The organism is Streptosporangium lutulentum (assembly GCF_030811455.1).
GTDB classification, from domain to species: domain Bacteria; phylum Actinomycetota; class Actinomycetes; order Streptosporangiales; family Streptosporangiaceae; genus Streptosporangium; species Streptosporangium lutulentum.
Genome location: NZ_JAUSQU010000001.1, coordinates 7,921,569 through 7,936,876, shown reverse-complemented (window position 1 = coordinate 7,936,876; position 15,308 = coordinate 7,921,569). Strand labels below are relative to the sequence as shown.

General features: G+C 68.7%; 9 protein-coding genes. 5 read left to right on the top strand and 4 right to left on the bottom strand.

Annotated features, from left to right (window positions below; translation table 11 throughout):
* Positions 1-1,004: 1,004 nt before the first annotated feature.
* Positions 1,005-3,863 (top strand): carbohydrate-binding protein, encoded by a 2,859-nt coding sequence (locus J2853_RS35775; RefSeq protein WP_307565150.1) that lies wholly within the window; start codon positions 1,005-1,007, stop codon positions 3,861-3,863.
* Between the two features lie 149 nt (positions 3,864-4,012).
* Here J2853_RS35775 and J2853_RS35770 read toward each other — a convergent pair whose 3' ends face one another.
* Together J2853_RS35770 and J2853_RS35765 are read right to left on the bottom strand one after the other, a co-directional pair.
* Positions 4,013-4,870, bottom strand: a complete 858-nt coding sequence (locus J2853_RS35770) for a 3-methyladenine DNA glycosylase (RefSeq protein ID WP_307565148.1) — start codon at positions 4,868-4,870, stop codon at positions 4,013-4,015.
* Between the two features lie 184 nt (positions 4,871-5,054).
* Positions 5,055-7,046: a glycosyl hydrolase family 28-related protein gene (locus tag J2853_RS35765; RefSeq protein ID WP_307565146.1), complete on the bottom strand. Its 1,992-nt coding sequence runs from the start codon at positions 7,044-7,046 to the stop codon at positions 5,055-5,057.
* A gap of 471 nt (positions 7,047-7,517) precedes the next feature.
* Here J2853_RS35765 and J2853_RS35760 point away from each other — a divergent pair, with 471 nt between their 5' ends.
* Positions 7,518-8,018, top strand: a complete 501-nt coding sequence (locus J2853_RS35760; RefSeq protein WP_307565145.1) for a SigE family RNA polymerase sigma factor — start codon at positions 7,518-7,520, stop codon at positions 8,016-8,018.
* Complete coding sequence (locus J2853_RS35755) at positions 8,015-9,310, top strand: TolB family protein (RefSeq protein ID WP_307565144.1); 1,296 nt, start codon at positions 8,015-8,017, stop codon at positions 9,308-9,310. The genes J2853_RS35760 and J2853_RS35755 overlap by 4 nt, the downstream gene beginning before the upstream one ends.
* Positions 9,311-9,400: 90 nt before the next feature.
* On the opposite strand, the gene J2853_RS35750 is transcribed toward J2853_RS35755, so the two are convergent.
* Positions 9,401-11,308 (bottom strand): serine hydrolase domain-containing protein, encoded by a 1,908-nt coding sequence (locus tag J2853_RS35750; RefSeq protein WP_307565142.1) that lies wholly within the window; start codon positions 11,306-11,308, stop codon positions 9,401-9,403.
* 104 nt (positions 11,309-11,412) lie between these two features.
* Here J2853_RS35750 and J2853_RS35745 point away from each other — a divergent pair, with 104 nt between their 5' ends.
* On the top strand, positions 11,413-13,161 hold the full coding sequence (locus J2853_RS35745) for a sensor histidine kinase (protein WP_307565140.1): 1,749 nt from the start codon (positions 11,413-11,415) through the stop codon (positions 13,159-13,161).
* On the opposite strand, the gene J2853_RS35740 is transcribed toward J2853_RS35745, so the two are convergent.
* The gene (locus J2853_RS35740; protein ID WP_307565138.1) at positions 13,102-13,710 is read right to left on the bottom strand and encodes a response regulator transcription factor; all 609 of its coding nucleotides are present in this window, start codon (positions 13,708-13,710) and stop codon (positions 13,102-13,104) included. The two genes, J2853_RS35745 and J2853_RS35740, sit on opposite strands and share 60 nt — an antisense overlap.
* Before the next feature lie 241 nt (positions 13,711-13,951).
* On the opposite strand from J2853_RS35740, the gene J2853_RS35735 reads away from it, so the two are divergent.
* The gene (locus J2853_RS35735; protein ID WP_307565136.1) at positions 13,952-15,292 is read left to right on the top strand and encodes an ATP-binding protein; all 1,341 of its coding nucleotides are present in this window, start codon (positions 13,952-13,954) and stop codon (positions 15,290-15,292) included.
* The last annotated feature ends 16 nt before the right edge of the window (positions 15,293-15,308 follow it).

Here is a 15,308-nt window from a genome sequence, read left to right as displayed (position 1 = left end):
CCTGGAACGACAAAAGTTTGACGGATTCGACCGTAACATCTAGACAGTTTGTACGTAACATTTTAAGATCGCGCCAGAACGTGCCATAAAGGTGGCGAAAGTTCAGGAGGTGCAGCAATTTGCGACTGCAGCACCGCGCCCTTCATCTCCTGCGCGACGAGGCTCGCCGTCCGAGGCCGAGATCGGTGGTCGGCTCGAATCGCAGCGCGTGCGCACGGCCGTCGAACCGGAGCGGCCGGGAGCGGACCACCTCACCCATAGGACTCGGCACCGTACGGCGGCAGCCGGGACAGGCGCACGGGCCGTACCGATCACCGGGTTCCCACGACCCCGGCTCACCTCGCATTCGTACCACCGCACCTGATCACGCAGTTCCACCGACCGCGACCCCGCACCGTGGTCGACGGTCGGCCGGTCCCCACCACCCCCCACGAACAGCCTGGAGGTCGTCATGCGACTGCTGATCCGTCCCGCCGCGATCCGCTGACGGCCGGCGCGGCGCCAGGTGGTGCCGCGCCGCCGACACGAGTGGGACAGCCGGGCCGGCGGGGATGGACGCCGACCGCTCCGCCGACCCGGCCCCGCTCGTCACCCGCCGGCGAAGACCGGTGGGCGCCGACGGCACCGGCGCCCACCGACTACCGGCCTTCCCGATCACCGGCCTTCCCGATCACCGGCCTTCCCGATCACCGGCTTCCCCGGCCGGTGAGCGAGGCGGCCCCATGTCCCATCGCCATGGCCACCCATGACGACCGGCGACGGCCACCTTCGTGATGCCCTCCGACACGTCCGCCCGCGGCCGCTTGACGGCTGCCCTTACCCCTCGGCGCCAGAAGGCGAGGTGACTCACAACTCCTGACAGAGACATGTTGACTGTTTTAACCAAAGTGGTCACAGTTTGTCCGAACGACGTCGCTGACGGATTCCCTCGTCTCTCCGCGTCGTTGGCGTGATCGGCGCACGCCTGTATGGACTCGTACTACAGGAAGCGAGCAGCACCGATCATGTTACGAAAACTAGTCTCATGCGTCGCCGTACTGGCGACCGCCCTCAGCCTGGCCCCTCCAGCGCAGGCCGCGCCGAACACCGTGTCGAAGATCGCATCGAAGGCGACGTCGGAGACGGCGGCGCTCGCGGCGCCCGGCTACACCCAGGTGACGCTGGCCAAGGGCGCGGCGGAGACCGGCGAGCCGATGGGCCTGACCGTCCTGCCCAACCGGGGCGTGCTGCACACGTCGCGCGACGGCACGATCCGCTACACCGACGTGCTGGGCAACACCAAGGTGGCGCTCACCATCCCGGTGTACACGCACGACGAGGAGGGCCTGCAGAGCATCAAGGCCGACCCGAACTTCGCGTCGAACCGGTGGGTGTACGTCTACTACGCGCCGCCGCTGTCCACCCCGGGCGGTGACGCGCCGGCCTCGGGGACGGCGGCCCAGTTCGCCCCGTTCAACGGGGTGAACCGGCTGGCCCGGTACACGGTCAACGCGGACAACACCCTCAACGCGGCCTCCGCGGTCACCGTCCTCGACGTCCCCACCAGCCGCGGCATGTGCTGTCACGTCGGCGGCGACATCGACTTCGACGCGGCCGGCAATCTCTACCTCTCCACCGGCGACGACACGAACCCGTTCGACTCCAGCGGCTACACGCCGATCGACGAGCGGACCGACCGCAACCCGGCCTTCGACGCGCAGCGCACCTCCGGCAACAGCAACGACCTGCGGGGCAAGGTGCTGCGGATCAAGCCGAGCGCGGCCGGCGGCTACACCGTCCCGGCGGGCAACATGTTCGCGCCCGGCACCGCGAACACCCGGCCCGAGATCTACGCGATGGGCTTCCGCAACCCGTTCCGGATGAACGTGGACCGGGCCACCGGCACGGTCTACCTGGGCGACTACGGGCCGGACTCGGGCACCGCCAGCGCCACCCGTGGCCCCGCGGCGTCGGTCTCGTTCGAGCGCATCACCCAGCCCGGCAACTACGGCTGGCCGTACTGCTCGCAGTTCAACGTGCCCTACGTCGACTTCACCTTCCCGTCCGGACCCTCGGGCGCCGCGTTCAACTGCGCCGGCGGGCCGGTGAACAACTCACGCAACAACACCGGCATCACCCAGCTCCCGGCCTCGCGCGCGGCCTGGCTGCCGTACGGAGTCGGCCAGGACCGGTCGGAGCTGTGCTGCGGAAGCTGGTCGCCGATGGGCGCCCCGGTCTACAACTACGACGCCGGGCTCGTCTCGGACGTGAAGTTCCCGGCGTCGATGAACGGCAAGGTGTTCATCAGCGAGTTCGGCCGGCGGTGGATCAAGACGGTCACCGTGGCCGCCGGCGGCGGGGTGGGAGCGATCGAGCCCTTCCCCTCCTGGACCGGCACCCAGGTGATGGACACGGAGTTCGGGCCGGACGGCGCGCTGTACGTGCTCGACTACGGCACCGGCTGGTTCGGCGGCGACGCCAACTCGGCCGTGTACAGGATCGAGTACAACTCGGGAACCGGTCAGGCCCCGATCGCGGCGATCAACGCCACCCCGAAGACCGGCAACGCGCCGCTCGCCGTGCAGTTCAGCTCGGCCGGGACCACCGACCCGGACGGCGACCCGATCACGTACGCGTGGGACTTCACGACGAACGGCAGCACCGACTCGACCGCGGCCAACCCGACGTTCACCTACGCGGCCAACGGCACGTACACGGCGACGTTGACGGTGAGCGACAACACCGGTCGCAGCGCCACGGCGAGCATCACCGTCAGCGTCGGGCAACCGACGGTCACCCTCAGCCTCCCGCTCAACGGGCGGGTGTTCAACTTCGGCGACGCGGTCCCGTTCCAGATCAGCGTCACCGATCCGAACTCCCCGACCATCGACTGCAGCCGGGTGAAGATCAACTACATCCTCGGCCACGACAGCCACGGCCACCAGATGACCAGCGCGACCGGCTGCTCGGGCACCATCCAGACCCCCGTGGACGGTGAGCACGACGCCAACGCGAACATCTTCGGCGTCTTCGACGCGGAGTACACCCCGGTCGGCTCGACCACGGCCGTCCACGCGCCGCAGGCCGTCCTGCAGCCGCGGACCCGCCAGGCCGAGCACTACAGCGCCCAGCAGGGCGTGCAGGTCGTGGCGAAGCCGTCGGCAGCCGGCGGCAACGCGATCGGGTACGTCGAGAACGGGGACTGGATCTCGTTCACGCCGTACAACCTGACCGGGGTCACGTCGTTCACGGCCAGGGTCGCGTCGGCCGGCGCCGGTGGCACGCTCACCCTGCGGGCCGGTTCGGCGACCGGGGCGGTGGTCGGCACGGCCACGGTCGCGCCGACCGGCGGCTGGGAGACCTGGGTCAACGTCACCGGCACCGTGACGCCGCCGTCCGGGACGACGAACCTGTTCCTGGTCTTCACCGGTGGCGCGGGCTCGCTGTTCGACATCGACTCCTTCACGTTCACCAGCGGAACGCAGCCGCCGACGTCGACGAACCTCGCGCTGAACAAGCCGGCGACGGCGTCCAGCGTGGAGGCGGCCGCCTACCCGGCCTCGGCCGCGGTGGACGGGTCGGCGACGACCCGGTGGGCCAGCGCGTTCTCCGACCCGCAGTGGATCCAGGTCGACCTGGGCGCCACGTACACGATCAACCGGGTGCGCCTCGTATGGGAGGCGGCCTACGGGTCGGCGTACCAGATCCAGACCTCGCCCAACGGCACGACCTGGACCACCGCCCGGACGGTGACCGGCGGCAACGGCGGTGAGGACGACAACACCGGTCTGAGCAACTCCGCCCGGTACGTTCGCATCCTCGGCACCACCCGGGCCACGGCGTGGGGCTACTCCCTGTTCGGTTTCGAGGTCTACGGAAGCTGATCACCACGGCGGACCCGGTCCGCACTGTCAGGTGGCACCGCCGCGGGGCGTCCGTCGTTCGGACGTCCCGCGGCGTCGCTCGTCGCCCGAGTTCCGCGGGATCCCCGGCGGGCGAAGCCGCGACGATCGTGCCGTCTACGGACAGCGGTTCAGGGGCGGGTGCCGGCGAGCAGGCGTTCGCAGGCGTCGAGCAGGCGTTGCCGCTGCGGCCGCGCCCGCTCGGCGAACCCCCGCTGTTCGGCGGCGTACTCGGCGCGTCCCTCGGGGGTCTCGATCCGGATCGCCCGATGGCCGAGCGAGCTCAGGTCGTACGGACTGGCCCGCATGTCCACGGCGCGGATGTCCCGGGCCAGCATGAAGCAGTCGGCGACCAGCTCGCCGCTCACCAGCGGCGACAGCTTGTACGCCCACTTGTACAGGTCCATGTTGGCGTGCAGGCAGCCCGGCTGCTCCAGCTCCTCCTGCAGCTGCCGCGTCGGCTGCAGCGCGTTGAGCGGGCGCGCCTCCGGGGTGAAGAAGCGGAACGCGTCGAAATGGCCGCACCGCACGCCCCGCTGGTCCACCACCTCCGCGATCTCCTCCCCGCTGAGCCGCAGCGGCCAGGAGTCGTGCCGTACCTCCGTGGTCTTGTAGACCATCGCCCACTCGTGCAGGCCGAAGCAGCCCAGGAACGCCGGCCGTGACGCGGTGGCGGCCAGCAGTCGCGCGATCCACGCGACGGAGTCCCCGCGCCTGTCCATCAGCGCCGCGGTGTCGAGCACGGCCCCCTCGGGGATGTCGAGGTAGTCGCGGCCGAAGTCGCGTGCCCCCTTCAGGACCACTCCGGCGCCCGGATGCCACTGCCGCAGCCGCGCCGGCCGGTGCCCGTAGTAGGTGAACAGGAAGTCCTCGATGGGATGGGTCTCGCCCCGCGCCCTGCGCGCCAGGTGCGGGGCCGCCCACACCTCGACCCGTCGGCGGTGGGCCTCCGCCCGGGCCTGCCACTCCTCCGGCTCCAGAACATCCACCGCTGAATGGTATGCGCGGACCGGTGGTGCCCGGCGGGCGGCCCGGACGTCCGCCGGGCGGCACCGCCGTTCGGACCCCGGGGCCGGGGCAGGCCCCGGGGTCACTCCTTTTCCGGCTCCCGGAAACGTGCTTTCCCCGCTCTCGGAGACGCGTTTCCCGGTTAGAGGCGCGCCCGGTGGAGGGTCACCACGGGGACGGCGCCGGAGGCGCGACGACCGGCGGGCGGTCGTCGCAGGTGATGGTGTTCGGCAGCATCCACGGGGCGAGCCAGGCTCCGGTGGTGCCGCCGCCGTCGTTGCCGCCGAGGTCCGTCAGCGAGAACTCCGAACCGGTGGGCGGGAAGTTGAACGAGCCGCAGTTGTTGACGCCGACCGCGCCGACGTTGCGGGCGTCCACGTTCTCGAAGGAGGCGGACCCCTTCACCCGGGCGCTGACCACCGAGGTTCCGGTGCCGTCGACCCTGATGTCCTTGAAGTGGACGTTCGTGATCGAGTAAAGGTCCTTCACTCCCCAGTCGCTGACCAGCATGATCGCGTTGTAGGTGTTGTCGAGGAAGTGGTTCCCGACCACCTGGATGTCCGCCTCGATGTTCTTGTCGAGCGCGTAGAGCCAGATGGCCCCCAGGCCGATGTTCCAGTTCAGCTCGTACGTGCCGGCCCGGGCGGTGGTGTTGTCCTTGATCGACAGCTGCCCGGCGAACGCCTCGGCGCCGAAGCGGGAGCCGACGTGGATGCCGCTGCCCTCGCGGATCGGGTCGGCGACGAGGTTGTTCGAGACGGTGTTGTCCGTACCGCCGTAGACGGCGATGCCGTTCGCGAGGGTCGGCGTCTGCACGGTGTTGCGGTCGAACGTGTTGCGGGCGTTGGCGATCTTCTCGGACCACAGGGCGAGGCCGTCGTCACCGGTGTTGCGGACGAAGTTGTTCGACACGACCGAGTCCGTGACACCGCCGTGGAAGTTGAGGGCGTCGGCGATCTGGTCGACGATGACGTTGTTCGTGATCTTCAGGTTCTTCATCGGCCCGTCGAACCACATGCCCACCTTGGTGTGGCGGATGTGGAGGCCGTCGACGGTCGAGTCGCTCAGCGCCCCGCCGATGCCGTTCACCTGGTCGGTGTCGATGCGCTCGCGGACGTCACCCTCGATGGCGAAGCCGGACAGGTGGACGTTCTTGCTGCCGCCGGCCGACGCGTCCTTGCCGTAGAAACCGACGCCGGTGTGCACCGAGCCGTCGGGGGCCGGGGTGCCGAGGGCGACCTCGCGGCCCTTGATGATCGTGTACCAGTTGCCGGCGCCCTCAATCGTCACGTTGTCGACGATGATGTGGCGGTTCACCTGGAAGGTGCCCGGCGGGATGTAGACCTTGAGACGGCTGCGCTTGGCGAAGGCGATCGCCTTGTCGAACGCGTCGGCCGAGTCGCGCCGGCCGGACGGGTCGGCGCCGAACGCCAGCACGTTCGCCGCGAGGAGCCTGACGTGCGGCGCGCCGACGAGCTCCGAGTCGAGCAGGTCGATGACCGTCCACGCGGCGTTGCTCCCCGCGGGGACCGTGAGCCGCACCTTGTCACCCGCGCGGTACGTCTTGCCGAGCAGGAGCCGCTGCTCGTCGTAGAAGTGCGTCGGACGGAACGGCTTCGTGATCGTCGGGGCCGGCGTCGTGGCGTTGGGCACGCAGGCGCACTCGGTGATCCACCAGTCGGGGTGGAGCAGATCGGCGTTCGGGTCGTTCGTGAACGGATACTGGTTGTACAGCCACGCGTACTGCGACGTGAGGGTCATGGTCTTCTTGGCCCCGCCGTTCACCGTGACGTTGAGCGGCGCGGTGATGCCGCCGCCGCCCGGCGCGTCCGGAATGCTGTAGCGCACGGTGATCGCGTTGGCCTTGCTCGGCAGCGTGAACTCGACGTGCTGCCCGGCCGTCAGCTTGACCGCCCTACGGCCGGACGCCTCCGACGGCAGCGTGTACGCGGTGCGGTCAGGGCCGATGGTCGTGCCGTTCGTCGCGGCGTTCTCCGCCTCCTGCTCGGCGAAGTCGACATCGGCTCCCCGGCCCGCGACGAGCGACGGGGCGAGGGCGGCGCGCGTCACGACGGGGGTCGATGAGCCGTTCGGGCCTCTGTCGGCGAGGGCCGGGCCGCCGAGGACGACGCTCAGGCCGACGGTGACCGCGGTCATCGCCGCGACAGTGGTCCTTCGCGGTGGTCTGCCGGACCACCTCGATACGGCTCCTGTGATGCTGCGTGACATCGAATGCTCGTTTCTCTGGGGGGTGAGCACCCGGGGATGCTCGAGGCGGAGCGGACGTTGTGAAGGTGAGGTGACATTAAAACTCCGATGCCTCGTTCCACAAGGTTCCTGCGAAATAGTTTCGTAACCTTGCTCTGTAGCTTCATTAGTCCTTTGGCTTTTTGCGCAGGTGCCCGTGCGTCATTGCGGAGTCGCACACCGCGCGACCGGCCGCGACGCGAGGTGAACGGGGAGCACCGGCTCGGGCGGCCCTTCTGTCTCGCGGCTCGGACCCGAGAGGGGGAAGCGGCGGGCCGGCCCGGGCGAGACTCCGGGGAGTCCGGAAAACATCTCGCCGCGCGGTGCAACACTTCGGCCCCTTGAGTCGTCTGGGTTCCGAGGATCGAGAAAGGACCCCCATTGGACGACGAACCCGGCTTCGACAGATTCGTGGCCGAGCACGCGGACGCGCTGCTCCGCTACGGATATGTCCTGGCCGGAAATCCTCACGACGCCGCCGATCTCCTTCAGGAGACCCTCTTCCGGGTGCGCAGGGCCTGGCCGAGGGTGCGGCGCAAGGACAATCCGAACAGCTACGCGCGGACCACGATGGCGCGGCTGCACATCAGCATCTGGCGGCGGCACAGGCGTGAACACCTCACCGGAGACCCTCCGGATCGGGCCGGTCACGAGGTCTTCCCCTTCGAGAAGCAGCAGGGGCTCTGGGAGGAGTTGTCCGCGCTGCCCCGCAGGCAGCGCGCCGTACTGGTGCTGCGCTACTACGAGCAGCTCACCGACGCCGAGATCGCCAAGGTGCTCGGCATCTCCCCGGGAACCGTACGCAGTCAGGCCTCGCGGGGCCTGGACAAACTGCGGTCCTCCCTCGCCCCCTCGCCCGCGACCCACGGGAGCCCGCGATGAACGATCTTGAAAACGAGTTGAGCCGCCTTCTCGCCGACGCGGCGGACCGGGCGCCGCGGGCGTCGGCGGGGTTGTCCGCGACGGTCAAGGCACGTCATCGCCGGCGGCGGGCGCGGTCCGCCGCCCTGCTCGCGGCCGCGGCCGTGGTCGTGGTGATCGGCGGGGCGGGCACGGTGGTGAAGAACGTACGCACGTCGGTCGTACCGCAGCCCGCGGCCAACGCGACGGACGAACCAACGGGCAAGCCGACAGACAGGGCGAAACCGCCGGCGGATGTCATCCCTCCGTCCATCGAGAAGGTGTGGCCGCAGGCCGTACACAAGATCCCTGCCACGCTGCCCGACGGCCGCGGCTACTACCCGGAGTTGCTTCTGGACGATCGCACACTGCTGGTGACCACGGAGATCAGGGAGAAGCGCCGGTTCCTGTGGAGCTACGACCTGAACAGCGGAAAGCCCACGCGGATCGCCGAGATCCCCCTGACGAAGGGCTCGCAGAGCTTCGCCGACGACATCGCGGCGGGAGGCGGGAACATCGTCTGGTGGGCGTTCAAGGAGGCGGGCAGGAACCAGGTCGCCCAGATCTGGACGGTGCCGGTCCGGGGCGGTACGCCACGGCCGGTGAGCGACGTTCCCATGGGAAACGCCACCAAGCAGCTGGGCCGGATCACCGACCTGACCGTCGTGGGCAAAAACGTGATCTTCGCCTACGAGAAGGGAGGTGTCTACCGGGTGCCGCTGAGCGGGGGCCAGATGCAACCGGTGAAGGGCGCCGAGCGGCAGCGCATCCTGCAATGGCCGTGGGTGGGTGACCATCGAGCAGGAAACGGCTTCCTCAAACTGTTCAACGCCGAGACCGGTGAACGGCGCGACGCCGTGGTCGCGGCCGACGAGGAGGTCAGGTGCGGTGTCATCCGGTGCACGGGCGTAAAGGTGCGCTATGAGAAGGGCCAGGTCACCTGCACCGCCAAGCCGTGCGCGGGCAAGGTGGAGGAAAAGCGGGTCATCCTGCGCAGCTTCGTCCGCAACCGCGACGGTTCCGGGGAAAGACCACTGCCGGACACCGCCCCGTTTGACCTCAACTTTGAGCGGTTCTTAAAGCAGATTCTCCACGGACCGAAGGGAGAGAACGTTGTGGCCCTCTACGACGTGGAGACCGGCAGGATGGCCGACCTCGGCTTAAGACCGGATACGAAAGGGCGCATAGGCATTCCCCAAAGCCGGCTCGATGCGCTGATGGCCTACACGATCGGGGACAAGGCGTACATCCTGGACCTGTCCACGATCGAGTAGACCGGGGGCGGTCTCCATCCCTCATCGGCCCGCAACGCTCGCCGTCGTCCGGCGATGCGGGCCGGTGGGAGAGGTTCGTTCGTGGCGGCCTCAGTTCGCGGGAAACGGCAGGATGACGAGGTTGTAGATCATCACGACCTTGAAGAACGCCACCCCGGTCAGCGCGATCAGCGTGTAGGACAGCCGCCCGAGCAGACCCCACCAGCCCTTCCACCAGGCCGCGACGGCCGCCGGCAGCACCGGCACGGCGAATCCGAGGGCCACCGTCACGATGACCGGCACGACCGCCAGCCGCGGCGAGTTGAGAGCCGTGGTCTCCATCAGGGCGTTGGGGTCGGAGGTCACCAGGGCGATGCCGATCAGGGAGACGGTGACGAGCAACCCGGTGATCCAGGCGAGCGACCGGGCGACGCGGGCTCCGGCCGGATGCCGGGGACGCCTGCGAAGCGTGCGCAGGAGTGCGACGATCGGGAAGCCGAGCAGGGCGAGTACGAACACCAGCGCGCCGAAGCCGAGCACGCCGATGTGCGGCATCGGGGAGTCGTACCAGGCGAGGCGCTCAAGGGCCTCCGCCGGGTTCGCCGAGGTGGTCATCGTCCCCTTGCCGTCGAAGGCGATCCGGTCCTGGCCGCCGCGTTCCTGAAAGAGGCCGGGCTGGATCTGGATCCAGTGCTGCGTCTCCTTGGCCGGGTCCGGCGACAGCCCGGTGGTCGTCAGGGTGCCGTCCGCGCCGGCCTCCACGGTCGGGGCGGAGAACAGCGAGGCGACCTTCATGAGGCTGTTGTGACTGACCCGGGCGGACCGGTACGTCCCGGCGAACCGGGAGACGTCGCCCTTGACGCCCTGCGGACGGGCCGGTGCGGCGGGGAGATAGCGGTCGACGATCCGGTTGACCAGGCGGACCCCGTCCGAGCTCGCCACGAGGTTGGTGCCGTCTCCGTTGTAGGCGACGTAGATCCCGATGTCCTCGCCGGGCAGCAGTGCCATGACGCTGTGGAAGCCGGGCACGTCCCCGTCCTTGTAGACCAGCTGCCGGCCGTCGCGGGGGCGCTGCTCGAACACGTATCCCATACCGGGCATCCGGGAGTCCTGGGTGTAGTGCTGCCCCTGCATCACGCGGGCGACGTCCGGGCCGAGCAGGGGGTCGTTCCGCAGCTGGGCGAGCATGAACCGGCCCATGTCAGCGACGGTGGTGACGGGGCCGGTCCCGGAGGGGGCCCACGGACCGTACTGACCCTTCTCTGCGGTGTAGCCGTCTCCGCCGGGGCGATAACCACGGGCGAGCGTCGCGTCGGTCGCGGCCGGATGGGGCACCGCCATGGTGGTGGAGCTCATGCCCAGCGGCTTGAGGATCTTCTGGTCGACGTACTGCGCGAACGACTGCCCGGAGGCGATCTCGACGAGGTATCCGGCCAGTGCCACGCCGTAGTTGTTGTAGGCGACCTTGACGCCTGGCGGGTGTATCCGGCTCGGCTGCCGGTCGGCCAGGCTGCGGCCCAGGGAGGTGACGTCCCCGGGGTCGGCCTCGGCGAGCCCGAGAACGTCATCGTCGAACCCCGCCGTGTACGTCAGCAGATGGTCGAGGGTGACGGGCCGGCCCGGATAGGTGTCCTTGATCTTGAATGTGGTGAGGTAACGGTTGACGTCGGCGTGCAGGTCGAGCTTTCCCTGCCTCACCAGTTGCAGTGCGGCCGTGGCGGTGAACAGCTTGCTCATCGACCCGGTGAAGAAGCCCGTACGGTCGACGTCCACCGGAGTCTTGGTCGTGACGTCGGCGAGGCCGTACCCCTTGGCGAACACGGTCCGCCCACCGGCGACCACGACGACCGCCGCGCCGGGGATCCGGTCCTTGGCCAACTGCGCGGGCACGATCTGGTCGACCAGTCCCCCGACGTCCCGGAGCCGCGGTGCGGACTCCGCTCCCGCCGGCGTCTGCGGCCCGAACACCACACCGGCGGTAAGTACTGTCGCGAGGAGCTTCGTGACGTTCACCTTCATGACGATCACAGTGCCAACCTGGGAATACGCACCACCAGTGCGGTGCACACCGACGGAGTATGTAGAACGCAGAATTAGGACAAAAGCCCCTATAATCCTCCGCTGTGGTGGTCATTCTGGTGGTTCTGCTGGGGGTGGCCCTCGATCCACTGCACCCGTTGCCGAACGGGCCGGCCGCCGCGATGCTCGCCGTGCAGATCGTGCACAGCGCGCCCCGGCTGAGATGGCTGCGCGGGCCGTGGAGCCTGGCCGCCCAGGCGATGCTCTTCCCCTGGGCGGGTCAGGGGGCACCCGGGCTGCTGGCCGCGTCGGTGCTCCTCATCGTGCGAGGGCCGGCCCGCTGGGTGATCTTCACCGGGGTCGTGGCCGTCGCCGGGCTGCTCAACCTCGAAGACGCCTACACCTGTGCCAACGCCATGGTCAACGCACTGTCCCAGGGGCTGATCGTGTTCGGGGTGACCCGGCTGAGCGATCTGCGGACCGAACTGCATGCCGCCCGGGGCGAGCTGGCCACCGAGTCCGTGGTGGCGGAGCGCGAACGGGCCTCCCTGGCTCTGGACTCCGTTCTCGGCTCCAGCCTGTCGGCCATCATCGGCCTCGCGGCGAAGGCGAGAACGGAGAAGATCCTGGCGCTGGCGCGCGAGGCCGCCGCCCGGGCCCGGGAGACACCGGGTCCTCCGGTGGAACTGCCGCGCAGCGACCTGACCCCCCGGCTCGCGCTGCCCATTCTGATCGCCGCGCACACCGGGTTTCTGATCGTCTCGGCGATCTATCTGTGGGAGGCGCGCCCACCCGCCTGGTTGCTCCCCGGAGCCCTCCTCGCCGTCACCGGGGTCATCGGGCTCCAGCTCTACCACTCCCTGCCACGCCCTCCCGGTGTGCGACCCCCGTACGCGGCGTGGACGCTGCCGGCGCAACTGGTGCTCGCCTGTCTGCCCCTCCTCTCGCCCGACCAGCCTTATCCCCAGCTGGTCGGTTTCGCCGCCGGGTCCGTGCTGGTCCTCAGGTACGGGCGTGCGGCGTGGGCCATGTGGTCGATCTTCGGTGCGATCATCCTGGGAGTCTGCGCGACGCTGCTGCTGCGCGGGGTCGCCTCGGGGGAGAACCTCTACTGGACGTTCAACGCCGTGGCGATCTCGACGATGTTCTACGGGCTGGCACTGCACACCGGTCTGGTCTTCCAGGTACGGGAGGCACGGCTGGCCCTGGCCGAGATCGCGGTCGCCGGGGAGCGGCGCAGGATCTCCCGGGACGTGCACGACCTGCTCGGCTACGGGCTGTCCGCCATCGTGGTCAAGGGTGAGCTGGCCCTACGGGCCCCCGAGCGGGCCGGGCAGGAACTCGCCGGCATCGCGCAGATCGCCCGCCGTGCCCTGGCCGACCTGCGCGCCATCCCACGGGACGACGATCCCGGCCTGTCACTGGAGACCGAACTCGCTTCGGCCCGCGAAATCCTCACCGCCGCGGGAGTGACCGTCCACCTCGGCACCGCGCCCTGGCCGCGGGTCCCGCAGCCCGTCGACGCGCTGCTGGCCGTCGTGCTCCGCGAGGCCGTCACCAATGTGCTGCGGCACAGCCGGGCGCGGCACTGCCACGTCGAGATGGCCTGGGCCGGCGAGCTGGTGACGTTCCGGGTGACCGACGACGGCGTCGCCGAAGGCGGGGCCGGTGACCGGGAGGCGGAAGCCGGAACCGGTGGCCAGGGGATCGCCAACCTGGCCGGGCGGGTGGCGGCCATGGGCGGGCGGCTGGAGGCCGGGCCCGTCCCAGGCGGCGGGTTCGAGCTGCTGGTGCTACAGCCAGCCGGCCTCTGTGGCGATACGGACGGCGTCGAGGCGGTTGCGGGCGTCTAGCTTGGTGACGATGGCCCCCAGGTAGTTTCGCACGGTGCCCTTGGTCAGATGGAGCGTGGACGCGATCTCCGACAGGTCGGCGCCACCGGCGGCCGTACGCAGTACCTCGACCTCCCGCAGGCTCAGCGGATTCTGCCTGCCTGTGATCGCCGCCGCGGCCAGCTGCGGATCGATCACCCGCTCCCCGGCGGCCACCCGGCGGATCGCGTCGGCCAGCTGGGCGGGCGGAGCATCCTTGAGCATGAACCCCCGAACCTCGGCCGACAACGCCTTGCGCAACGTCTCGGGGCGGCCGAGTGAGGTGAGGATCAGCACCCGGCAATCCGGAAGCCTTTCGGCGAGCAGGGCGGCCGCGGCGAGCCCGTCGATGCCTCCGGGCATGTTGATGTCGAGCACGGCGACGTCCGGGCCGTGCCGGATCGCCTCCGGCATGACCTCGTCACCCGAGGAGACCTCGGAGACCACCACCATGTCGGGCTCCAGGCCGAGGAGAGCGACGAGGGCACCCCGAATGAGGTGCATGTCCTCCGCCAGCAGCACCCGGATCATGTCGCCACCCCCCGTTCAGGCGAATTAGTCAATTTACCTACCCTTCGATGCATTGGCGGCCGTCGTCGCAGGGTTGTTGGATTTTTTGGTTCAGCGAGGCCGACGAGGCTGGGTCAGTAGGAAGTGACCTCCTGCTGCCGCTGCACTACCGTGTGCTGTTCGTTCATGAGGCGGAGGCCGTTGACCAAGCGCAGCGAAATCACCCCCACCAGCAACCATGCTAACTACCATGCTAGTTAGCATGGTTGGCCGTCTGGGGAGACCGAATGCTCGATGGGGAGCTCGCGGCCGGCCGCGTGAGGATGAGCAGCCTGTCCGCGGTATCGGCCTAGATCAGCTTGACGCGATCGGCGTTGATGCACTGATCGCCCGGTTGAGAACCACCAGACCGTACGCCTTCAAGGACCTGAACCGCATCGCGGCCCTGCGCCGGGCCAAAGTCCTCGTGCCTGATGAGCATGGCGAGGACATGGTCTCACTGGGTGGACTGCTGGCACTGGGTAGCTATCCACAAGAGCACTTCCCTCAGCTGATGGTCACTTTCGTTCATTACCCGACCGAGAGCGGCCCTCAGGCCAGTGAGAGATTTCTGGACAACGTGACCCTGGAAGGTTCGATCCCGGTGATGGTCCGTGACACGCTGGCGGCCATCCGCCGAAACATGTCACGCCGAGCGATCATCGAAGGGGCGGGTCGGCAGGATGTTTGGGAATACCCTGAGACCGCTCTACGCGAAGCAGTCGTGAACGCGCTCGTCCACCGCGATCTCTCCAGCGGCGCCCGAGGCACCCAGGTCCAGATCGAGATGTACCCCGACCGGCTGATCATTCGGAATCCCGGCGTCCTGTTCGGCCCCGTCACAGTGGACGACCTCGGCGAAGAAGGCATCTCCTCAGCACGTAACGCGACCCTCATCAAGATCCTGGAGGACGTATCGCTGCCAGGCGAGACCCGTACCGTCTGTGAGAACCGGGGATCAGGCATCCGAGCCATGCTCGGCTCCCTGCTCGCGGCCGGTATGAGCCCGCCCCAGTTCAACGACAAGATCTCTTCCTTCGCGGTCACGTTTCCCAACCACACGCTGCTGAGCGAGGAAACAATCGCCTGGATCACCGCCCTGGGTGAGAAAGGTCTGACCGACAGCCAGTGCATCGCCCTTGCGCTGTTGCGCGAAGAAGAAATCCTCGACAATCGCGCTTACCGCAGCGCGACGGGCGTCGACTCACGTGTGGCCACCACCGAACTCCAAGATCTGGTGGCTCGTGAACTGATCGCACAAACAGGAACCCGCCGCTGGGCCATCTATCGGTTGTCCCCACGGCACACCATGCCCAAAGAGCTGTCACCGCGAGCCGACCGCAGGTCGGAACTACTCGAAGCCCTCGGCAAGGAGACTCTGTCACGCGCCGAGCTGTCAGCACGGACCGGCCTCAATGATCAGTCCGTTCGCCGATGGCTCAAGATCATGCGTGAGGAAAGAACGATCGAGGTCGTCGGCGACAATCTCAGGAGCATGCACGTGCGCTATCGCCGTGCTCGCCAGGCCCTGCTTTTTCCTCCCGAAGGGCCTGAACGCATCTGACGTTCGCCACCTTCAG